Source organism: Acidobacteriota bacterium, from assembly GCA_022340665.1.
Classification (GTDB): Bacteria; Acidobacteriota; Thermoanaerobaculia; order Thermoanaerobaculales; family Sulfomarinibacteraceae; genus Sulfomarinibacter.
In genome coordinates this window covers 17,851-40,698 of sequence record JAJDNM010000005.1, presented here as the reverse complement: position 1 = coordinate 40,698, position 22,848 = coordinate 17,851, and the positions used below count along the sequence as shown (strand labels likewise).

Sequence of the window (22,848 nt, the reverse complement as noted above, 5' to 3'; positions counted from 1 at the left end):
GCGCCGGTGGAGACCCTTCACCAGTTGAGCGTCGTTGATACGCCGGGAACGAATGCGCTCGATCGTGCGCACGAGGCCTTGACGAAAGATTACGTGCCGCGAGCTGACCTCGTGGTCTTCGTGACCTCGGCCGATCGCCCGCTGTCGGAAAGCGAGCGGGTATTCCTCGAGACCATCCGCCAGTGGGGCAAAAAGGTGGCGATGGTAGTCAACAAGATTGACATCCTGCGGAGCGAGGACGAGGTGGTCGAGGTCGTTGACTATGTGACCGAGAACGCCACGCGATTGCTCGGCGTCAAGCCCGAGGTCTTTCCGGTCTCCTCCAAGCTCGCTGTCGAGGCGGAGGATGAGGCGGAGAGGGAGGCAAGCGGCCTGCCGAAGGTGGAGAGATACCTCCGCGACACCTTGGACAGTGGAGAGCTTCTGAGGCTCAAGCTCGGGAACCCCCTCGGCGTTGCCTCCCACCTTCTCGATGCTGCACTGCAGCGGGTGGAGGGTCAACTCGAGATGTTGGCAGCTGATCTGAAGACGATAGATGATATCGAGAGCCAGACCCGCGTGTGGACCGAGGATATCCGCAGAGAGTTCGATCTTCGACTGGCGGACATCGACAACGTTCTCCACGCGATGGAGCAGCGTGGTACCGAATTCTTCGATGACACGGTTCGACTCAATCGACTGCCGAAGCTGTTCGACAAATCCGAACTCAAGAGCCAGTTTGACAGCCTGGTTGTTGCGGACGCACCGGAAGTGGTGGACGCCAAGGTCGATTCACTGATCGACTGGCTGGTGGATTCGGAGCTTGGGCATTGGCAGAACGTTGTCAACCACGTCAACCGTCGAGTTGCAGCCCATGCAGATCGCATGGTCGGAGAGGTCAGTGGGCGATTCGAGGCGGATCGGGCACGTCTCCTCGAAACGGTCGGGCGAGCGGCGCGCGAAGGGCTCGCCTCGTACGACCGATCCGGTGAAGCACAGCGCATGGCTGAAGATCTTCAGAAAGCAGTGACGTCTGCCGCCGTTATCGAGGTCGGTGCTCTCGGACTCGGAGCGGCGGTGGCGCTGGCTGCGAGCTCTACCGCGGCCGACGTTACGGGGCTGACGGCAGCCGGCCTGCTGGCGGCGTTGGGTCTTTTCATCCTGCCCCACCGCCGCCGCCAGGCGAAGGTGGAGCTCAAGCAAAAGATCGAGGCCCTTCGACGTGACCTGATGTCCGCTCTCTCGGCGCATTTCGAGAGTGAGGCGGAACGAGGTCGTCGACGCCTCGAAGAGACGATTGCGCCGTACACACGTTTCGTGCGTTCAGAATCGGAACGCCTGGCCGGTAAACGGGATCAGCTCAGAGCCCTGTCTGAACGAGTCGCCGAAACGACGGCGCGAGTCGAGGGTCTGGAGTAGGCTCGCAGAGTTTCAACAAAGAACGGTGCTCAATCAATGGATTGTCGGTAGCGACCTCCCCGGGGTCCACGGCACACCGGCCGCCTCCATCCTTGCCTCGACAGCGGGAATATCCACCTCGAGGACCTGGCGCAGCTGAGGCTCGATGGTCGCATACTCGTCGCGCGCGATCTCGAAGGCCCGCTGGTGAGTCATGGTCGGACCATAGTCTGACTGGCCGTCGGTCATCGCTGCCACCCGCAGCCGCCCGGAAACCGTGGGTGGCCGAGGTTCTCCGATCGATCGCCGCGACCGGTTGCCGGACAGCATCTCGTCGAGTTCGAAGAGTCGCTGTCGAAGACTCGCGAGCTCGATATCGAGGGCACCCGGATCGACCTTTGATCTCGCCAGTGCCTGCTCGAGGAGATCAACTTTTTCGAAGGCCTGCCTCAGGGACGCGTTGGCAGCGGTCACACTGCGCTGCAGCTCGGCCACCCGTTGCATGAATTCGGCGGTCGCGGACGGCGTCATCCCATCGAGGACTCCCTCGAAATAGCGGACAACTTCAAAGCTCATAGGCTCCGAAAGGTTCGTGATCTGGCCGTCAGCTCTCTTCGACAGGGTTACCGTATAAATGCCTGGCGGCGCCATGAAGCCCGAGTCGCGGCCTTCCGACTCCTCTTCCTCGCTGATGTTCCGCCCTCGCTGGATGGCGGCGGTGGTCGGGTAGGTGAGGTCCCAGGCCACGCGGTGAAAACCCGCCTTGATGGGGCCGCTGAGAGTGCGGACAACGTTGCCGTTTGCATCGCGTATGGTCAGTAGAATGGCGGGTTTCGGTTGCCGCCGTTCCTTCTCGAGGGCTTCGAACCCGACGTACGGAGTGTCCTTCCAGTCTTTTTCCAGCTTCTTCTCACCGTCGCGGCGCTGATCCTCGAGAGATTTCAAACCGTCAGCGAGGTGGTAGGTGAAGACTGCGCCGAAGGGAGGATTGTCGGCGACGAAATAGGATGCTCCCTGCGATGCCCTGCCGCTGTCTCCGAGTGGCCGCCGTTGGATGTACCAGGGGGTCTTTCTGACCGGGAAGAGCGTTGCCTCCTTCCTCATCGATTCTTCGCTGACATCACGAAGCGCTGTGTAATCGTCCAGCACATAGAATCCGCGTCCGAAGGACGCGCCGACAAGGTCGTTTTCTCGCCTCTGGATTGCCAGATCACGGAAGGAAATGGTCGGTACCCCACCGGAAAGTCCAATCCAGTTCGAGCCACCGTTGACGGTGAAGAAGAGCCCGAATTCGGTGGCGGCGAACAGGAGGTCCGGTTTGACGTGATCCTGAACCAGCCGCCACACGAGGTGCCGATCGGGCAGGTCGCCGGCGATCGATGACCAGCTCCGGCCACGATTGGTGCTCTTCATCAGGTAGGGTTTGAAGTCTCCGTACTTGTGATTGTCCAGACAGACGTACACGGTGTCGGCATCGAAGAGATCGGCCTTGATGTCGTTGACGAATGCGGTGTCCGGGATTCCCGGGAGGTCTCCGACCGGGATCGCTTGCCAGCTTTCGCCGCCATTCGCGCTGAGCTGTAGCAGCCCGTCGTCTGTTCCGGCCCACAACAGGCCCTCCTCGACCGGTGATTCGGCGAGAGAGGTGATTGTGTTGTAGTTCGACATGGCGGAAAGGTCCCAGGGCGCGGTCGAACTCCATTGACGGCCCATCACGGGCAACAGGATGCGGTCCTGGTTCTTCGTCAGGTCGGGGCTCACCGGAACCCAGCTGTCTCCCCGGTTATCCGATCGCCACACCCGCTGCGAGGCGTAGTAGAGCCTGGTCGGGGAGTGCGGGCTGATCAGAATCGGCGCGTCCCAGTTGAAGCGCTCGGGCGGGTCGCCAGGTTCGGGCTGGGGCTGGATGTAGACGATGCCACCGGTGGTTCGATCTGTGCGCACCAGATTGCCCTGTTGCCATTCCGAGTAGACGATGTCGGGATTTCCCGGCTCGACCGCCGGTTGATGGCCGTCCGCGAAGAGGGTGATGAACCAGTCGGCATTGGTGATGCCGTTGACGCTGGCGGTCCGTGTCGGTCCCCCTTGGGAGTTGTTATCCTGCGTGCCGCCGTAGACGTTGTAAAAGGGTTCCGAGTCGTCGAGGGCCAGCTTGTAGAACTGGGTCACCGGCAGATTGGCGATGAATCGCCAGCTCTCGGCGAGATCGAAACTCTCGTAGAGCCCTCCATCCGTGCCGGCCAGCAGCCAGTCGGGATCGTCTGGCCGGAAGGCCAGAGCGTGGTTGTCCGAGTGCTTCGCCACCTCTTTGACTCGGCGGAATGTCCTGCCGCCGTCGTCTGACACCTGCATACGCACGTCGATGATGTAGATACGGTCAAATGCGTGTGGGCTTGCCTCGAGCTCCTGGTAGTAGTGCGGGCCTGTGCCGCCCGAAACGGCGTCGGAGCGCTTCTCCCAGCTCGCGCCGCGGTCGGACGACCGCCAGGTGCCCCCCTTGCGATTGTCGAGCTCGATGACGGCATAGATGACATCCGGCTTCTGCGGTGAGATGGCAAGGCCGATCTTGCCCATGTTGCCCTTGGGCAGACCCTTGGTGAGTTTCGTCCATGCGGTGCCGCCATCATCGGTGCGATAGATTCCCGACTCCGGGCCACCGTCGATCACGGCCGCCACCGTCCGGTGGTGTTGCCAAGTGGCCGCATACAGCACCTGCGGGTCGCGCGGGTCCATCACGACATCCGTGACTCCCGTCCACTCACCGTCCGACAGGACGTTTTCCCAGGTATTCCCGCCGTCGCTGGTCTTGAAGAGCCCGCGTTCCCCCCCGGCTGACCACAGGGGTCCCTGGGAGGCGACGTAGACCGTGTTCGAGTCCTCTGGATCGACGATGATCTCGGAGATGTGCTGGGAGTCGGCAAGTCCCATATTCTTCCAGCTCTTGCCGCCGTCCATGCTTCTGTAAACGCCGTCACCGAACCCGACGTGGCGGCCGCCGACGTTTTCGCCGGTTCCGACCCAAACGGTTTCCGGGTTCGTCGGATCGAGGGCCACGCAACCGATCGAGTACGATGCCTCACCGTCGAATATCGCCTCCCAGGTCGTACCGGCGTTGTTCGTCTTCCAGACTCCGCCCGAGCCGACAGCCACGTACCAGGTGCTGAAGTCGGTCGGGTGGACGGCGATGTCCGCGATCCGACCCGACATCAAAGCCGGACCGATACTGCGGAGCTCCAGGCCCTTGAAAGCCTTGGCGGTCATACCGGTGCCGGGCTCCTCGTCCTCAGCCGCGACGAACGGGACGATCAACGAACATACGACGAACAGGGCAAACAGCCGTTTCATGGGACCCCCCAGACGATCAGACATTCTTTCCCGGCAGTAAGGTAGCAGGACCTCGCGCCGAAATGCGAAGGATCTGGGACGCGTCTAGCGATTCTTCGAGATGTACTCGGATAGGCTCCTAGGTCACCAGGAACGAGACTGCGAAAATCAGAAGGAATGCGACCGGAAAAATCCAACGTGAAAACCGGTTGACCCTCGCACCTCGCCCCTCTTCCATGCTGCTGGTCAAAGCCACCTGTATCAGAGCGATGAAGACGAGAATCGTCGAAGCGAGAAGGAAGTAGTCGAGCCGCGTGAGATAGGAAACGGGTGGAAGCGATTGCCCGAGGAGAAAGCGGTAGGCGATCAGGGTGAGCATGGAGGTCACCGAGACGCTGAGGCGGGGCCCGACTTGGGTCGGCGACACCCAGAAGACGACCCACGACATGAAGACGATGATGGCCACTGACACGAGTGCCTTGCCGATGTAGAAGCCGAGATATCTGCGCGCTTCGAATGTGCCCCTGAGCGCTGCGAGCTCCCGACCCCCCGGCACCGCCGAATACGGCTCGGAGCGAACCTCGAACGAGCCGATCGACCAGTCTGGGATCGTCATATCGGGCGATCGACCGGTGCCGAGGTCGTGGGTGGTTGGCACGAAATGGATCTCGTCTGGGCCGTATCCGGGAATCACGACCTGTATCTCGAGTTGCTGACGGTCGATCGGGAAATCCCGGAGGTCGAGAGGCGCGGCGAACCTGCCGAAATAGCGTTGCCGGTGAATGACCGTGCCGTCCGCCGAAATGTCGGCGGTATCGGGAAAGGTCTTCCAGATCCGCCGCTGGTTGAGAACCTGGACCTGCGGGCTCCAGATGCTCGAGAGCGATTTCCGGCGTATCCCCTCGGCTTCCGAGGCCAGCCGCTCGTCCTTCCAGCTCAGCATCAGGAACACGTCAGCGGTGAAGCTGCTGTCGGCTCCGTCGATCTTCGAAACATCGAGCAGGAAGAGGGTGCCGTTGATGGTCAACGGCTGACCCGGGGGACCCGGACGCGTACCGGTGAGGTCCTCCGAAGCGGCGGAGGAGAGCGCCCCGAGGAGGAGAAGAACGAGCGCGACGACGAATCGAGTGGCAATTCTGTTTTTCATTCGCCACATTTTACAGTTTGCGCTGGATTGGGGGGAAGACCCGAAAATGTTTGAGATATCATTCCGCATCTCAATCGGGAGGCCTGAAATGGTTACAGCGAAGGACACGACAGGCGTCCGCAGTTGGTTCGAGTGGTTCGTTCGTTCAGAGGTGGCGGGCAGCCTCCTCTTGTTGGCATGCACCGTTGTCGCGTTGCTGTGGGCCAACTCTCCATGGGCGGATACCTACTTCGATCTCCTGCACACCTACATCGGTGTGACGTGGGGCGACGCGTCGTTCAAGCTCTCCCTGCACCACTGGATCAACGATGGCTTGATGGTGGTCTTCTTCTTTGTCGTTGGTCTCGAGATCAAGCGGGAGCTGGTGGTCGGCGAGCTCTCCTCGTTCGACAAGGCGGTGCTGCCGGTGGCAGCGGCGGTCGGTGGCATGGTCGTGCCGGCGGCCTTCTTCATGCTGCTCAACCTGGGAACGGAGAGTGCCCGTGGATGGGGCATTCCGATGGCCACGGATATCGCGTTCGCCCTCGGGGTCCTTGCCATATTCGGCACCCGTGCGCCGCTGGCTCTCAAGATCTTCCTCACGGCACTTGCCATTGCCGACGACCTCGGTGCGGTGGCGGTGATCGCGATCTTCTATACCGATGAGATCCAGGTCGGCGCCCTCGGAGCGGCCGCAGTTCTGCTGGCGCTGCTGTTTGTCGCCGTAAAAGCCCGGTGGCGCCGGGGAATTCTCTATCTTTTGATCATCGGGGTGTGGCTCGCCGTGTTCTCCTCGGGGGTTCATGCAACGGTGGCCGGAATACTCGTAGCTTTGGTCATTCCGGTGCGGCCGCGGGTCGATCCGCAAGTGTTCATCGACGAAACCGAAGAACGGCTCGAACGCATCAAGCACCTGAAGCCCTCCGTGCACTCGATGATCGATGATCGCGAGCAACTCGATATCGTCGAGTCCATCCGCTCCAGGGCCGAGGATGCGCTCCCCACCGGCCTGGTGCTCGAACACCACCTGCACCCCATCCAGATCTGGTTGATACTGCCCCTCTTCGCCCTGGCCAATGCGGGTGTTGCGGTCGGTGGGAATGTGACAGAGGTGCTCGCGAGGCCACTCTCCCTCGGCATCATCGTAGGACTGGTGGTGGGCAAGCCCGTTGGCATCGGCCTCATGAGCTGGCTGGCAGTCAAGAGCGGACACGGTGCGCTGCCCGCAGGCGTAACGTGGGCTCAGGTATTCGGCGCCGGGTGCCTGGCGGGCATCGGATTCACGATGTCTCTCTTCATCACCGATCTCGCTTTCGACAACGAGGCACTGATTGCAACCGCCAAGATCGGAATTCTCGCGGCATCGCTGAGCTCTGGAATCCTTGGATACGGAGTTTTGGCGCGAGCTTTGCCGAAGGGTTAGACTTTCCTCTTCGGGCCAGAGGGTGGTGTCGCTTAGAATCATCGCGTCACGATAGCTCTGAGTACAGTCGGGCGCTGGGTCTTGGATTGGATCATGAAATGAGACGGAAAGTGGGTACGGGCGTGTTGCGGCAGGTGTCGTGTGGTGCCCTGGTGACGTGTCTGTTGGTAGCAACGACGAGTTTCGCTCAAACAGGCCAGGAGCCGACGGAGACTCCGGCCATACTGCCGACGCCGGTGCCGACAGCGATTCCTGCGTCCGAGATTCCGAATGAAGCCGCAGAGATCAGCGTCACGCTTCGCGATGCGGTCGCCGCTACAGACGTCAGTGAAGACCTCGAGAAACTCGCGGAAGATTTCGATCGCGAGAGGCAACAGCTTGATCAACTGAGAGAGGAAACGCTGCGCCGGGTCGAAGCCGGAGGGCCGGGGTCGATTGTGAAGGAGGTCGAACCCGATTGGTTGAGCTCGGCAGGCCTGCTCGATGGTTGGATGGGCACATTGAAGAGCGCTTCCACCGAGATTGAAGAAGAGAGACGAAGACTCGAGAAGGAGCGTCGGCTCTGGGAGCTGACACTGGAATCGGCCGACGAAGTCAGCCTCCCAGGGGTCCTTCGCCAGCAGGTCGAAGACACGCTTGCAGCGATTGGCGAGGCAGAGACGGCCGTTCTCAGCAGTCGTGACGCGGTGCTCACGCTGCAGTCCGAGGTGGCGCGCGAAAAGGTTGCGACAGACGAAATGCTGGTGCACCTCTCGGAAGAAATGGATCGCCGCGGACGAGGCATTTTCGGCTCTGACAGCTTGCCCATATGGAAGGTGTTTGCGGCTCCCGGACTCACCGCCTCGCCAGTTGATTATTTCGAGGAAATCTGGACAAAAAACAGGGAATCCATCCAGGCGTATGCCACCGCGAGCAAGGACAGGTTGTCCAAGCAAGGCGGGTTCTTTGTTCTGCTCACCGTCTTTCTGTTGTTTTTGCGCAGGCACGCTTCGCTTTGGGTGCAACAGGACCGTTCCCTTCAGTCAGTAGTAGATCTCCTCGCTCGTCCGGTGGCAGCCGCTTTCATCATTACCTTTCTTCTCAGTGAGGTCTTCAATCCAAGCGCGCCGCGTGCCTGGGAAAGTCTTCTCGGTTTTCTCCTGCTGCTTGCCCTCTTGAGGATGTTCCCGATTTTGCTCCCCGAGTCGCTTCGACTCGGCGCCTACCTGCTGCCCCTGGTGTATTTCCTCCAGAAAATCGCCGATTTGGCACCTGACGGCAACATCATCAACCGATTCGCACTCCTTGCCCTGTCGCTCACCGCTGCCGGTTCGGGCTACTGGTTTCTCAAAAAGGTCCGCAACCGGGCTCTCGACGTCTCGCAAGGATGGACGCACACCATCGTCTTTTTCGCATGGTTGGTGTTCCTCGCGTTTGTAGCAGGGACCATCGCCAACCTTTTCGGCTCTGTTGGCTTGGCAACCCTGATCATCGACGGAACCCTCACCAGCGTCTACGCGGCGATCATGGCCCGGGTCGGCACCATCCTGATGAAGGCGGTCGTGCGGGTCGCGTTGCTGACGAAATTTGCGCGTCGATTCGGTCTTGTCCGTTTGCACGGAGACACTCTCCGCCAAAGTCTCTTCGCGCTGATCGACTTCCTCGCGCTGGTGGGATGGGCTGCGATGACCTTGCGCGGGTTCGGAGTCTTCGATGATGTGATGTCCGGCCTCAAGAGAATCCTGAATCGGCCGATTTCCATCGGGGATTTCTCGATTGTCCCTGCGCACGTCCTGATCTTCGTTTTCATTGTCTGGCTGACGTTCAAGATCTCGAGGATCATTCGATTCGGACTCGAGACGGACGTCATGCCGAAGATGGATCTTCCGCGCGGCGTACCAGCGACCATCTCCCGCCTGACCCACTACGTGATCATCGTCATTGGCGTCATCATCGCCGGCTCGGCTGCGGGTCTCGATTTTTCGAACATCAGTCTGATCATCGGTGCTCTCGGCGTCGGCATCGGCTTCGGTCTCCAGAATGTGGTCAACAACTTCGTATCGGGCCTGATCTTGCTGTTCGAGCGGCCAATCCGAGTTGGCGACAAGATCGAGGTCAACGACCTGTTCGGAACGGTCAAGAGTATTGGCATGCGGGCGAGCGTGGTCGGCACTATCGAGGGTGCCGAAGTCATCGTCCCCAACGCCAACCTCATATCTACCGAGGTCATCAACTGGACCCTGAGCGATAATTGGCGCCGTGCAAAGGTGCCGGTCGGAGTTGCATACGGCACCGATCCGCGCGTGGTCATCGAGATCCTCAACCGGGTTGCGGGTGACCACCCCGAGGTGTTGGCTGATCCCGAACCGGAGGCGCTCTTCCTCGGATTCGGTGACAGCGCCCTCGATTTCGAGCTACGTGCCTGGACCAGGGAGAACTTCGTAGCCGTCTCGAGTGATCTGCGAGTCAGCATCGATGACGCGTTCCGCGAGGCCGGCATAGAGATACCGTTTCCGCAACGTGACATCCACCTCCGGTCGGTTGACTCGGATGCAGCGATCTCGCTCTCGCAGCGAGACGAGAAGGACGCTGACAGCGGTTCGGAATAGAAGTTGCTGGCTTTTGGCCGTAATTGTGCGATAATGTCTCGACTTTTCCACGCTCGGCGCGGGTTCGCCCGCCGCGAGAGCCCGAAGGGACTGACATGGATATCACCAATCGCAAGGTGGGTGACGTCGCGATACTCGATCTCGACGGCAAGCTCACCATCGGCACCGGCGACGTGGCGCTTCGAGAAGCGCTCGTCAAAGAACTTGATGGCGGCGGCAAGAAACTGTTGATCAATCTGGAAACCGTGAGCACGATTGATTCCTCGGGTCTCGGCGAGCTCATCCGAAGCAAGGTGACGGCCACATCACACGACGCCGAGGTCAAGCTGTTGAACGCCAACATCAAGGCGCGCAAGCTGTTGACCATGGCCCAGCTGGTCGGCGTTTTCGAGATGTTCGATGACGAGGAGTTGGCGGTCGCGTCGTTCGGCGCCTGAACATCACCTGCGATCCCGCAACGTTTAGGACTCGCTTGAGGGGCAATCAAGGCGAAGCTGCAGGATCCTCGCCACGGCGACGGGGCTGGTGACGGCTCATGCGGAGCCGGGGAGGCTATGAATGATCAAGAGAGCCGTGCTCGTGGCGATGGTGGTGGCGATCGCGATCGCAGCGGTCCCTCGAACAGTCGTCGCCGAAAACGATGATACAACCAAGATGTGGCCGCAGGTCATGAGAGGCGATCTGTTCACCGTGACCATGTTCGAGCCGCAGATCGATTCCTGGACGAACAACACATTTGACGCGCGGGCGGCGGTGTCCATCGCCAAGGGCGAAGACGCGCCGATTTATGGTGCGGTCTGGCTGAGCGGCCGATTTGACGTCAATCGCGACACCCGCATGGTGAGCTTTTTCGATATCGAGGTCCCGTCCGTGGCCTTCCCCGAGACGTCAGAGGGAGATCGAGAGAGGCTGGCATCGTTTCTCGAGCAAAAGATCCCCACCTGGGACCTGGAGATCGAACTCGACCGCCTCGTGCCGCTGCTCGAAGACGCCGAAATCGTTCAGCGTTCCGAGGCTGACCTGAAACACGCGCCGCCGGAGATCATCGTCAAATACGAACCTGCGGTGCTGATTCTGATCGACGGCGAGCCGAAGCTGGAAGACGTCGATGGCTCGTCGCTCGAACGGGTGGTCAACACCCCGTACGTGATCCTGAAACACAAAAACTCCTATTACCTGGCGTCGGACACGCGCTGGTTCGAATCCCCCTCGATCAAGGGCCCCTGGAAGCTGGCCGGTGATCTGCCGAAGGATGTCCAGAGGGTCGACGACGAGCTCAAGAAACAGCAGCAGGAACAGGACGCGTCCAAGGCCGAAGCAACCGACAAGCGCATTCCGGAGATCGTGGTGTCGACGGTGCCAGCGGAGCTGATCTTTATCGATGGCCAACCGAAGCTCGAACCGTTCTCGGCGAGCGAGGTGATGATGGTGTCGAATACCGACTCCGACGTGCTCTTCGAGATCGCGAGCCAGGACTACTATGCGTTGCTCTCGGGTCGTTGGTACCGTACGAAAGACCTCGATCTGGGTCCGTGGATCTGGGTGGCGAACGACGAACTGTCGGTGGAGTTCTCGGAGATTCCGGCCGAGTCGGACGTCGGTTATCTCCGCGCATCGGTGGCCGGCACCGACGAGGCGCAGGAGGCGCTGCTCGAACAGGCCGTACCGCAGACCGCGGCAGTCAAAACGAACGCCGGAGCATCATTCAGCGTTGAGTACGACGGCACACCACAGTTTCAACCTGTCGAGGGTACCCGCATGACCTATGCGGTCAACACCTCGGCTGCGGTCATCAAGTCGGGTAGTAGATATTACTGCTGTGACCAGGGCATCTGGTATGAATCCACGTCGGCCACCGGACCCTGGATGGTCTGCAAGAACGTACCGGACGAGATCTACACCATCCCTCCGTCGAACCCTCATTACAACGTTACCTATGTGAAGGTCTATGAGTCGACGCCGGAAGTCGTCTATGTGGGCTACACACCGGGCTATACGTCGAGCTATATCGCGCACGGCTGTGTGGTTTATGGCACCGGCTGGTACTACCGACCCTACTGGGGACCACGCTACTACTATCCCCACCATTCGACCTGGGGCTTTCACGTGCGGTGGAACCCGTGGTACGGCTGGGGCTTCGGCCTCAGTTGGTCGACCGGTCCGTTCAACTTTTCGGTCGGATTCGGCGGATGGGGATGGGGTGGCCACTGGCATGGCGGCTGGTGGGGCCCGGGTTGGTACCGACCCTATCCGTGGTACGGCTACGGCGCCGGCTACCGGGCGGGCTACCGCCACGGTTACCTTCACGGGTCGGCTGCTGCGAGCCGTCCCCATCCCACTCCCTACGGACGGACCCGACCGAACAACAACATCTACGCGCGACCCGCGAACTCGGACCGGGTGGCCACCACCCGAGATCGCGTGACACCGGATCGCCGCCCTGCAGTGGCGCGCGATCGCGACAACAACATCTATACCGACCGCAGTGGAAACGTCTACCGGCGCAATGATGACGGCAGCTGGGACCGACGCGGCCAGGGAGGGTGGTCGACGGTTGACGTCCCCGGCAGAGAAACCCTGCCGGGGCCGAGCACACGACCTTCGACCCGTCCATCGGCCGACACGCGACCCTCAACTCGTCCCTCGGTCGACACGCGACCCTCGACCCGGCCGTCCACGGGATCGCGGCCAACCACCGGGCAACGCCCGGCGACCCGACCGGCGACGACGCCCGGTTCTCTCAACAGGGCTTATGGCGGACGGCAGCGTGGAGACATCCGGACGCAACAGCTCCAAAGAAGCGGTGGACCGACGAAGCGTCCAGTCCCCACACGTCGGCGATAGGTCGCGAACGGAAACCACCGAGCATCGCAAAGGGAAAGGGGGCGGTTCAAGCCGCCCCCTTGTGCTATTGCTCGATCAAGTCACCGCAGGTCGAGTGAAACTCCTTCGCCCTCGCGGACCTGAACCTGGCCCTGCCGTGGTCCGAGCTCGGTGGTGACCGTGACGATGTAGTCGTCGGGCTGCAGCGGTCCGATACGGACGCCACCGCTCATTTGTTGCGGCGGGCTCGCCATGAACAGAAGGCTCGAAAGATCGACGCCGTCGGCAGTCGTGACCCGAATCCTCGGCCCCCGCTTCGCGGCCGCCACTACGACGTTCTTCGAAGATGCGAAACCGGCCGCGTCATCATCCAGGTAGACATCGATGTATCCACCCTGGCCGAGATCGAGCTGAGCCTGAAGCTGCTCGCCATTGTCGACCATCAAATTCGGACCGCAACCGGTGGCTCCGCCATACGCGATGCCGCATGGACGATAGCTGCCGGCAGGGATGCCGGTAAAGGTCGCCAAGCCGCCCCCATCCGTGAAACCGGTCGAGGTTTCGGGCCCCACGAGATAGACTGGTGCGCCACCGGCCGAGCCGGCGAGGGTGTTGACTGCGAGCAACACGCTGGCGCCGTCGTGCGGTTGGAGCTCGAGCACAACCGGTCCCTCGACGGAACCGTCGCGGATCTCGAGCTCCGACGGGTCGGATGGCGCGAAGTCGGTGTGGCTGGCCGTCAGCACCAGGTGGCCTGGCTCGAGACCGCGCACGGAGAAGCGGCCTTCCCCGTCGGTATAGGCCGTGACGTCCTGAGCGTTCTCGCCGACGCTGGCGAGGACCATCGCCCCGGCTACCGGATTGTGGTCGTCGTCGACGACGTATCCCTCGACGGCTGCATCCGCATACTGGATCGCACACCGATAAGTCTCGACCTGCGGAACGACGAGAGACTTGGTGATCGGCGCGGCGCCCGAGCCTGGAGGGGTGTAGGACGCCCAGTACTGACCTGCCTGGAGGCCCGAGCCAAAGAACCGCCCGTCGGTGCCGACCGTGAACTGTACCGGCTGTTGGTCGATGCCGAAGATCTGTCGATCATCGGTGACCCGCTGCATCATCACGACGACACCGGGAGCCTGCGCTCCTTCGGTGGTCAGGACCAGAGTGCCTCCCGGCGCCCGATCGTCGCCAAGCCAGATCTCGCCTTCGATGCGGATGCCACCGAGCATGAGATCCGCCACCACCGTTTCCCGGGAGTCGCCCTCGACCGTTTCGGATGCGGTTTCCTGGCCGTGCGTGGCAGTCACCTTCCATCGGCCGACCGGCACGCGATCGGCGCGGAAATAGCCGTCGTGATCGGTGCGAACCTTGGTTTCGGCGAAGTATGCGTAGGCGGCAGCCTCGGTGATTTCCACCACCGCGCCGGTGACGGGACGATCCATCCGGTCGTAGACCTGACCGACGATCGTCATGCCGGCGTCGAGCTCCACGTCTCCGATGTCGTAACCAACGTCGTCAGGCTCGACGCCGTCGAGCCGCCACGTAGCGTAACCCGAGGCGCTGACGATTGCACGGCAGGTGCCCGGGTCGAGACCCTCCAGGAGAAACATGCCGTCGGCGTCGGTCAGAGTTCTCGGCACGTCGCCGAGCAATTCCGGTGCCCGGAAGACTGCCGGCGAGCCAGGTTCGCATTTGACCCGGGCTCCGGGGACGGGTTGCAGAGTCTCCGCATCGAGCACCCGCCCGGCCAGCGCGAGGCCGCGGTCCGGAACGATCGGGGCAAGCGCCAACTCCTCGCCGAGAGCCACCGTGACACGCTCGGAAGTGATCGTGGCCGAGCCGGGAAGCCTGACCGAAAGCGAGTACGTACCGGCCTCGAGGCCCGATGCGCGGGCGATACCGTGCTCGGCATCCCAGCTTCCCTTGCCGGACTTCCCCTCGCGACCGGTGGAGGTGTAGGCCTGCCAGCGAACGATGACCTCGTCGGCTGCGAATCGGCTCGGTGAAAGAACCTGACGTTCGATGATCGCTCCGCCCGGGACGGTGATGACGACACGCTCGCGGTCGGTCGCGAAGCTGCCCTCCCAGAACCCGAATCCGGTACCGAAGATCTTGATCGGTATGGTCGTGCCGCGCGACAAACCCGGCACACGCAGCTCGCCGTTGCTGTCGGTCTGATACACCCGGTCTTTGAAGTAGAGGATCGCGTCGGCGGCAGGTTCGCCAATCTCGTTCTCGACAACCAGCACGATGTCGCGACCGGGAATCAGCTGCAGGGTGACCGGCTCGCTCGCGGCGTCTTCGCTCAGCTCGACGATGGCCTCTGCGCAGGCAAGGCCGTCTGCACACGCGCGGACACGGACCGCGCCCGGAAGGAGCCCTGCCAATGCGAACTCGCCATTTGGCGAGCTCCGGCCACGTTGGTTGTAGCGAAAGCTGTCGAGTTCCGAAATCTGCCCGAGGACGTCGATCTTTGCCCCGGCAAATGGTTCACCCTCCTCGTCGAGTACCCTGCCGGTGACTTCGAGACCATCCGCCAGCTGCACCGTCAGCGGTTCGGAGACATCACGGAACATCGTGACCGCCGGTGCCTTGCCATGCGCGACGACAACGCCTAAATATCTTGCATCGAGATCGAGATCCGGCACGTCAATCCGGCCATCCTCGGGGACATCGTGCTTGGCGGCGACGTTCGCGAACAGGGTCAGGACGTCGATCTGATCTTCACGAGCAAGCCACATCTGAGCCGCAGTCGCCGGCTCGAGCTCGATCGTGACCGTGGATCGGGGCTGCAACAGAACCGTGTGACGTCGACCGTCGGTCACAACCCGGGTAGTCACCGGTGCATGACCCCGTGCGGCAACGACGACGCGATCACCGTTGCGACAATGAAGGTCGAGGTGCCCGCGGCTCGATTCCCACTCCGCGGTGGTGAGAGTCTCTGGAGCTTCGGGAACCAGCCAGGTCAACGAACCGATCGTGACTGGTTCGCCGCTGACCGCGTCCTGAACGAGGTAGGAGGCGACGGCAAGTTGCGGCAGGGCGAGTTGTCCCTCCGCCGTAGCAACCGTTGCTACCGGAACACCCGCGCCGACCCGGACCCACGTCGTGCTGTCATTCGCCTGCGCCGCCACGATATCCGTGACAACCGTTCCGTCCGGAGCAACAACCTCGGATCCGAAGGCTACGACGCCCAGTGCCATCGCCAACCCTGTGATGATGATGACCGTGGTGCGATTCATGAAATCCCCATAATCCTGCTACTGCGTGACCGAAAGATGCGGTACTTCGACCTGCCAGACCGTGGTGGCGGCCGACGGCTCCCAGGTTTCTTGTCCCACGAGAACCAGGCGACCTGCGCCCGCGTCCGCGATGATGAGCCGTCCGGATCGGACGCCGTCGATCGACAGGCCCACTGCGACCGGCTCGCCGCTCGTCTTGTAGATGTCCAGCTCGTGGCGTTGCCGCATCGGCCCGTCGGGCACCCCGACGACGAATGCCAGGAGATCTTCGCCGAGCGGGACCGGACGCTTCACCTGCGGTTGCGCGAGCTGCCATCGCGAGTACGCCTGACGTCCCGAATCATCGGAGACGGGAGGCGAGGCCCCCCAATTTGGCGCCCGAAAGAGGGGGTTGGTTCCTCGCCACGCCCTGGTGAGGCGATCGTTGGCATCGAAGACGAAGACCGAATAGCTGCGCGGATCGACGAAGACCCAGCCTCCGTCCGGCAGCTCCGCCAGACCTCCGGTCGTAACGCCCTGGAAGTGGATCCGCTTGACGATCTCCGGAATCGGCATCGAGGCCGGGTACTCCTGGAGTGGCAGAATCTCCCCGTCGTCGTACTGGACGAAGAGATACGCTGGAACCCCGCCGCCCGATACCTCCGGGCTGGCGACCCCGTAGACGATCATACGATCTGGGAAGACCAGCGGCTGGCCGCTGGCGGCGCTGTTCATACCCGGGTACTCGTGCAGGAATCGCCACCTGGAGTCATAGTAGACCCAGAAGTAACGGTCACCCCAGACCACGCAACGTTCCGAACCACAACCCAGGTGTTGCGGTCCGGTGACCTCGCCCCGTTGGGTGCCCATGGGGAGGACCGAACGGAGGTCCTTGCCCGTCTGAAGGTCGACTTCGCGGAGCCCTTTCGTGTAGTCGGGCAGGAGCAGACGCTCCCCGCGCACGACTGCATCGACGACCATGTAGGCAGGGTTTTCGAGGCTGAGGGACTGGACGCTGCAGGTGGGTCCGGCCTTGTCGGCCGGCGACGCCAGCACTCCGGCGCACAGGAGAACTACGCCGGCACAGGGCAACACGACTCTCAGGACGTGCCGCATAGGCTCACCTGATGGGATTCGTCAGATTGGAGCTGACGAACCTCGATCAGGGGTTGTCCGGGTAAACCCAGATGACGTAGCAGTCGTACGGCAGCGGTGCGCAGCCATTGGGGTGGTTTGGCGTGTAGACCATCCAACCCACCTTTTGAACCGCAGCCTCGGAGAGGCTGGGGGCGATCAAAGCCGGCACGATCGCACCGACAATCATGACCGCAATGATCAGGAAGCCCAATTTTCTCTTTGACATGATCCGCCCTCCATCATGTATTTGGAGCTAACGTATCGGCCGTTTTCTCGATTGTCAAGGGGTAATCTCAGCTTTTTATCATTCCCTGGCGAGGGTCCTCAGGAGGGTCGGAAAGCACGCGACAAGCCGGATGGTGTCCAAGATGATTTGGGGGGTCGGGATCATCTGCTCCTATCCGAGGGAATGCGGTTGCTTTCGACGCAGGTACAGAATGGGGATGCGGTGCCACGTGGAATATGACCGCGGTCACGAACACAGAAGCCGATCATTCGCACTGGATGCCGGTTTACGTGGTACGGTGCTGCCGGTTAACGGGAGGGATTGATGCCTCGTCGAAACATATTCCTCGCCCTGTTGGTTGTCCTCGCGGCCGTCGCCCCGGCGCGGGCATTCGACCTCAATCTGGCCGTTGGAGCCGATTTCGGCGGCGACTTCGATCTCGGCAATATCAGTTTCAGCTCGGACACGGGCTATAGCCTGGGTCTCGAAATCGCGGTCAAGATTCCCTTTGTCGAGGTTGGCGCAGGAGTCGAGTACGGGTTTTCGCGCGGCGCCACCTTCGAGAACTTTGACGCCAGCTACTACCAGATCTATGCGATCGGCCGGTTCTTCCTCGGACCCGCCTATTTCGCAGGGCGACTCGGGTACGCCGACATGTCGATCTCTACAATTCTCGACGGGGATTTCGGCGGCGGCGGTACCTGGGGATTCGGCGGTGGCATCGAGCTCTTCGGTAAGCTCAAGGCCGAGCTTCTCTTCAACAACATCGACGGCGACCTGACGTATCAAAGTTGGACGATCAGGCTGCTCTACACCTTCTGATGAGCTCGCAAAAGCCCGAGATCTGAGGCTCGAGGCTTGCCCGGATCTTGATACCCTCGACCTCGGTTCTCGAGCCCCGAGCCTCAGAACGGAAATCCGAAGTTCAGACGAATGCCCCGGACATTAGGGCCCCAGCGGTAGCCGAGACCGATGCGCGGGAGCTGGAAGAACCACAGCTTGACCTTCGGTGTCGTGCCGAAGGTGAAGCCTACCTCGTTGGCGTAGTTGATTTCCAGGGGGTCGGACTGTTCGCGACCGATGAAAGCATCGATGTACTGGCGACGGATGAAAAAACCACTGAGGTCGGCCTGACTGCGACCGATGGTGAAGGGCAGTGGATGGCGGGCGTCGAAGCCGAGTCGGATTTCGCCGAACCTGTCCGACAGTTCGAGGTCGTTGGTGAGTGTCGAGAGGTACTGAAATTTGGTGCCGAAACTGAGGTCGAACTTCTTGACCGGCCAGGTGGCGAGGGTCCGCATGCCCATTGACCACACGCCGAAACCGAGTTGGTTATCGAAGTCCCGGCCATAGCCGATTTCAGCGAACGGTTTGAGAACCCAGGATTCTCCGACTGGAACCAGGAACTCAACCCCGGGGGTGACCGCCAAAGATTGGAATCTGAGGTCGAGATCAATCGCCTCGTCGAGGGTGAAGTCATAGACTCCGGCGTAGGTGACGAGGCGCAAACGAAGTCCCCACCTCCGATCGTCGGGTCTGAGAAGGGTGAAACTCAAGGGAATGCGGAGGTCGTAGACCTTGGTCTCCAGTGCGGAAGACTCCCCCCACACCCCGAAGACTGATGGGTGGCTGCTGGACGCCGGTGAGGGTTGGCCGCCGTCCTGCGCGAAGCAGGTTGGAGCGAAAGACGGAAGTGTTGCCAACAAAAGCAGGAGGCTGAATCGGGCTACAGTTTGCGACCACTCGGCGGGGGCAGATTTCATGTCGCCTGAATATATACCTGAAAAAACGACCCGGCGATTGCCGGGTCGTTCGAGTTCACAGCCGTCGGATGTCAGCGTGTGCTGGGTTTGAAATCGACCCGTCGGTTCATGGCCCGGCCTTCGGCCGTATTGTTGGGTGCGATCGGTTCGTTGGGGCCGAGCCCCCTGGTGGTCAGCCGACCAGCGGCAACGCCGTTCCTGACCAGAAATGCCTTGACCGCTTCGGCTCGCATCTCGGAGAGCTTCATGTTCCAGGCGAGAGCCCCCGTGCTGTCCGTGTTGCCCTGGATTTCGACCACGTATCGCTCGTTCTTTTTGAGGAAGTCGGCGACCTGAAGCAGAATTTCGGCGGCCTCCGGCTTGATCGTGTCGCGGTTGAGATCGAAGAGCACCTTACCGCGCACGAACCACTCGCCACCCGACACCTCGATGCCCTCGATCGGGCATCCCGAGGTATCGACCGGGACCCCGCGCGGTGTGCCTGGGCATTTGTCCATGTAATCAGGCACGCCGTCGCCGTCAGAATCGACCGGACAGCCGGTGGCGTCGACCTTGGCGCCGCGCGGTGTGCCCGGGCATTTGTCCATGTAATCGGGCACGCCGTCGCCGTCGGTGTCTATCGGACAGCCCGTCCCGTCAACTGCAACCCCCGCCGGAGTACCCGGACACTTGTCCATATGATCGGGTACGCCGTCGCCATCGGAATCGAGCGGACAACCCACCGCATCGACTTCGGCGCCTGCCGGAGTGTCCGGACATTTGTCGAGGTGATCTGGCACTCCGTCGCCGTCGGCGTCCGGCCACAGGAAGGCGTCGGTGACGAATCCGGCCATCGCCTGAGGCGAGGTGAGCTCGCTGGCACTCTTCACGTAGCCGGAACCACCTGCCGCGACCACCTCTTCGAGCATCCGGTGGCCCTTGCGGCTGTCGCCGATCTGAATCGCGTAGATGTCGATGTCGTCACCGAAAGCAGTGCTCAGGTTCTCGGCAGAGGCAATCTCTTTCTTTCCCATGTCCTGGCCGTCGCTAATGATCACGATCGCCGTTCGTGCGTTCTTGTCTTCGAGGTCCGCTCCTGCGGCGTCAAGTGCGAGGTTGAGCGGACTCGTACCGTTCGCGCAGTTGAACCGGGCAACACCGTCGGTGAATGAGGAGCTCAAATAATCGCTGACCTCGATAATGGAGACCGTTTTGCCATCGCTGCCGCAGAGTCCACGCCCGAAGGTCCGCAATCCGCCGTCATAGCCGAGGTCGGGAATCGTGCTGTTGAGGCTGAGAAGGAGGTCCTCGGCGATGCCGAGCTTCATCTGACCATTCGAACGTTGGGCCATCGACAGCGAGCCGTCGGCGATGATGACGAACTGATCGACCTTACGAACATATTGGCTGGTGTCGATCGAGCCGGGCTCGAAGCTCAGGTTCGATTGCGATGACGCGCAGGCGATGGAGAGGATCGCCACAGCGAAGATCGGAACTGCGTACAAGACGTACTTTTTCATGTCTCCTCCTCATGTATCGTTTCAACCACTGGACTCTCGGTGAAGCCGTCGTCAGACTCTCGATCCGGCGGATTCATCCCATTCGATCGCCGTGGAATCGCGTGCGATGAGTGTGTCACAACCTTGGTGGCACCGCAATATATGTGGCTCGTTTATCGATGGTATGCGGTTTTCAGGTGGGACGCCTTTCAGGTTCTGGCAGCCCGAGGTCATCTGTATGCTTGGCTCCATGAGTCAGCCAAGTTACCGCTCAGTACCATTGGACTTTCAACGACTTCCGCCGGATGAAATGGCGGTGCGCGGTCAGGATCTCCTGACAGATTTGCGAGGTCGGCGCTCGGTGCGTGAGTTCGCTTCCGACCCGGTGCCTCGCGAGCTCGTCGAGACGGCCATCGCGACCGCCAACACCGCCCCATCGGGAGCCAATCGCCAGCCCTGGCATTTCGTCGCAGTATCCGATCCGGAAGTCAAGACGGAGATCCGCCGGGGCGCAGAGGCCGAGGAGAGGGAGTTTTATGAGGGTGGTCGAGCGACCGAGGAATGGCTCGAGGCGCTCGCACCACTCGGCACTGACTGGCGGAAACCGTTTCTCGAGCAAGCCCCGTGGCTCGTCGTGGTCTTCAAGCAGATACACCCGATCGCCACCGACGGATCTCGACTCAAGAATTACTACGTCAACGAAAGTGTCGGAATCGCCTGCGGGCTGTTCATCGCATCGATTCACCGCATGGGCCTTGCCACCCTCACCCATACGCCGCAGCCGATGAGGTTCCTGAGCCGCATCCTCGAGCGGCCTGCAAACGAGCGACCCTACATTCTCTTTCCCGTCGGTTTTCCGGCCGCGGAATGCCGGGTTCCGGCGATATCGAAGAAACACCCTTCGGACGTGACGACTTGGCTCGAAGGCAGGTAAGCTCGTCTGCCCGTTCTCGCCCATCGAATCTGGCTGCCTAGTCCTTCTTGACGAAACTGCCCACGAAGGCCGATACGAGACTGACAACCAGAGCTCCGAGCACGGCCCACCAGTAGCTCGAAACGGCAAAGCCCGGCACGACCTTTGTCGCCAGGAAGAAGGTGAATCCGTTGACCAGCAGGTAAAAGAGACCGAGGGTCAGGATGGTGATCGGGAACGTCAGGATCGTCAGGATCGGACGAACGAGTGCGTTGACCAGCCCCAAAACGATGGCGGCGATGGCCAGCGCCGTGGTCGACTCGATGGTGACTCCGGGCACGATGAAGGCGGTCACCCACAGCGCGAGGGCGATGACCAGCCAGTGGATCAGAAAACGCGTCATGAGATACCTCCGTCGATGCTCAGTTCCCAGATTGGGCTTGTATGATCAAGCGCATTCTACACCGACCGGCGTTGCGTCACGTCGTTCGACGGCCCACTGATGAAGTACATATCACTCGTGTGCCGCGAATCTCAGGGCGATCGGCCCGTCGCCGGTCTGACAGGTCAGCACGAGGTGACCGGCCAGGAAATCGTAAGTGGCGGCGGTGGCGAGAATCTTGAGATATTGCCGCTCGAATTCCATTGTCGGCTCGGCGCACGCCGCTCGAGTGGCACCCATGCCGTTGAAATGAAGCTCACCTGGGGTCGGGCCTGAAACCCCTGCGAAGTAGGTGTTGCAGCCGCTGTGTCCCGAAGCTCGTTCATCGCGAACGACGAAAGTGACGGTCACGCCGTCTGGTGGGGTCGTCTGGCGACCGAGCTCGAGCAGGACCCATTCCGTGCCTTCCAGATCGGTGAGTGAGAGAGTGCCGGTGACCCGATCCTCAACGGGATTCAGGCCATTCCCATCGAACTCCCAACTCACCAGGGCCGTCTCGGTCGGACAGCACGCGGCGTCCTCCGGGCCCGCGCGCACGACTGAAAGAACGATCAGTTTGCCGTCGATCGAACCCTTGCGAACCTGGACACGGTCTCCGATCAGAACGGTCCCGACGTTCTTGATGTCGCCTTCGCGTCGATCCATCGCCGCGAGATAGAGTCGTGTCCCGGAACCTCCGGAAGACTCCCACAGCAAAGCCGCCATTTCATCGGTTCCATCACCGTCGAGATCACCGGTCATGGTGCCGTTTTCGAGCAGGCCGACGGAAGGTCGGGAAACGCCGCCTTCGACATATGGCGCACCCTCCCAACGTCCATCGATCAGTGTCACCGGATCTTCAGCTATGCCGGCATAGGTCGCATCGGCCAACTCGGCCACGGACGGTGCACCGCTGTTTTCGGTCGACGTCGTCGTCGCATCCCCGCGGCTGCAGGCTGCAGTTGAAGTCAGCAGGACGAGGAGTGCAAGCGCGACTCCTGCACTCATCCTCTTGGGCTTGATTGAAA

15 protein-coding genes and 1 pseudogene are annotated in these 22,848 nt (G+C 61.4%); 7 read left to right on the top strand and 9 right to left on the bottom strand.

Going from position 1 to position 22,848, the window contains the following annotated elements:
• Nucleotides 1–1,398: dynamin family protein (locus tag LJE93_00700; GenBank protein MCG6947423.1), on the top strand; the 1,398-nt coding region annotated here is incomplete at its 5' end.
• Nucleotides 1,399–1,431: 33 nt separating this feature from the next.
• Here LJE93_00700 and LJE93_00695 read toward each other — a convergent pair.
• Both LJE93_00695 and LJE93_00690 read right to left on the bottom strand, forming a co-directional pair.
• Nucleotides 1,432–4,722 (bottom strand): glycosyl hydrolase, encoded by a 3,291-nt coding sequence (locus LJE93_00695; protein MCG6947422.1) that lies wholly within the window; start codon nucleotides 4,720–4,722, stop codon nucleotides 1,432–1,434.
• A 118-nt stretch (nucleotides 4,723–4,840) separates the two neighbouring features.
• Nucleotides 4,841–5,848 (bottom strand): hypothetical protein, encoded by a 1,008-nt coding sequence (locus LJE93_00690; protein MCG6947421.1) that lies wholly within the window; start codon nucleotides 5,846–5,848, stop codon nucleotides 4,841–4,843.
• 88 nt (nucleotides 5,849–5,936) lie between these two features.
• Here LJE93_00690 and nhaA point away from each other — a divergent pair, with 88 nt between their 5' ends.
• From nhaA to LJE93_00670, 4 genes are all read left to right on the top strand, one after another.
• The gene (gene nhaA / locus LJE93_00685) at nucleotides 5,937–7,250 is read left to right on the top strand and encodes a Na+/H+ antiporter NhaA (GenBank protein ID MCG6947420.1); all 1,314 of its coding nucleotides are present in this window, start codon (nucleotides 5,937–5,939) and stop codon (nucleotides 7,248–7,250) included.
• 98 nt (nucleotides 7,251–7,348) lie between these two features.
• The gene (locus LJE93_00680) at nucleotides 7,349–9,838 is read left to right on the top strand and encodes a mechanosensitive ion channel (protein MCG6947419.1); all 2,490 of its coding nucleotides are present in this window, start codon (nucleotides 7,349–7,351) and stop codon (nucleotides 9,836–9,838) included.
• Between the two features lie 95 nt (nucleotides 9,839–9,933).
• Nucleotides 9,934–10,275, top strand: a complete 342-nt coding sequence (locus tag LJE93_00675) for an STAS domain-containing protein (protein MCG6947418.1) — start codon at nucleotides 9,934–9,936, stop codon at nucleotides 10,273–10,275.
• A 121-nt stretch (nucleotides 10,276–10,396) separates the two neighbouring features.
• On the top strand, nucleotides 10,397–12,682 hold the full coding sequence (locus LJE93_00670) for a hypothetical protein (protein MCG6947417.1): 2,286 nt from the start codon (nucleotides 10,397–10,399) through the stop codon (nucleotides 12,680–12,682).
• 80 nt (nucleotides 12,683–12,762) lie between these two features.
• On the opposite strand, the gene LJE93_00665 is transcribed toward LJE93_00670, so the two are convergent.
• From LJE93_00665 to LJE93_00655, 3 genes are read right to left on the bottom strand one after another with little or no spacing between them, the layout of a single operon-like run.
• Complete coding sequence (locus tag LJE93_00665; GenBank protein MCG6947416.1) at nucleotides 12,763–15,903, bottom strand: carboxypeptidase-like regulatory domain-containing protein; 3,141 nt, start codon at nucleotides 15,901–15,903, stop codon at nucleotides 12,763–12,765.
• A gap of 18 nt (nucleotides 15,904–15,921) precedes the next feature.
• A complete protein-coding gene (locus LJE93_00660; protein MCG6947415.1) occupies nucleotides 15,922–16,998 on the bottom strand; it encodes a hypothetical protein in 1,077 nt (358 codons plus the stop codon).
• Between the two features lie 46 nt (nucleotides 16,999–17,044).
• Nucleotides 17,045–17,245, bottom strand: a complete 201-nt coding sequence (locus tag LJE93_00655) for a hypothetical protein (GenBank protein ID MCG6947414.1) — start codon at nucleotides 17,243–17,245, stop codon at nucleotides 17,045–17,047.
• A 324-nt stretch (nucleotides 17,246–17,569) separates the two neighbouring features.
• On the opposite strand from LJE93_00655, the gene LJE93_00650 reads away from it, so the two are divergent.
• Nucleotides 17,570–18,067 (top strand): hypothetical protein, encoded by a 498-nt coding sequence (locus tag LJE93_00650; protein ID MCG6947413.1) that lies wholly within the window; start codon nucleotides 17,570–17,572, stop codon nucleotides 18,065–18,067.
• 83 nt (nucleotides 18,068–18,150) lie between these two features.
• On the opposite strand, the gene LJE93_00645 is transcribed toward LJE93_00650, so the two are convergent.
• Nucleotides 18,151–19,008, bottom strand: coding sequence for a hypothetical protein (locus LJE93_00645; GenBank protein ID MCG6947412.1), 858 nt, complete (start codon nucleotides 19,006–19,008; stop codon nucleotides 18,151–18,153).
• A 71-nt stretch (nucleotides 19,009–19,079) separates the two neighbouring features.
• Nucleotides 19,080–19,805, bottom strand: a pseudogene (locus LJE93_00640) (OmpA family protein).
• A 931-nt stretch (nucleotides 19,806–20,736) separates the two neighbouring features.
• Here LJE93_00640 and LJE93_00635 point away from each other — a divergent pair.
• The gene (locus LJE93_00635; protein MCG6947411.1) at nucleotides 20,737–21,420 is read left to right on the top strand and encodes a nitroreductase family protein; all 684 of its coding nucleotides are present in this window, start codon (nucleotides 20,737–20,739) and stop codon (nucleotides 21,418–21,420) included.
• Between the two features lie 37 nt (nucleotides 21,421–21,457).
• On the opposite strand, the gene LJE93_00630 is transcribed toward LJE93_00635, so the two are convergent.
• Nucleotides 21,458–21,802 (bottom strand): phage holin family protein, encoded by a 345-nt coding sequence (locus LJE93_00630; protein ID MCG6947410.1) that lies wholly within the window; start codon nucleotides 21,800–21,802, stop codon nucleotides 21,458–21,460.
• 111 nt (nucleotides 21,803–21,913) lie between these two features.
• Complete coding sequence (locus LJE93_00625; protein ID MCG6947409.1) at nucleotides 21,914–22,828, bottom strand: META domain-containing protein; 915 nt, start codon at nucleotides 22,826–22,828, stop codon at nucleotides 21,914–21,916.
• Nucleotides 22,829–22,848 lie beyond the last annotated feature (20 nt).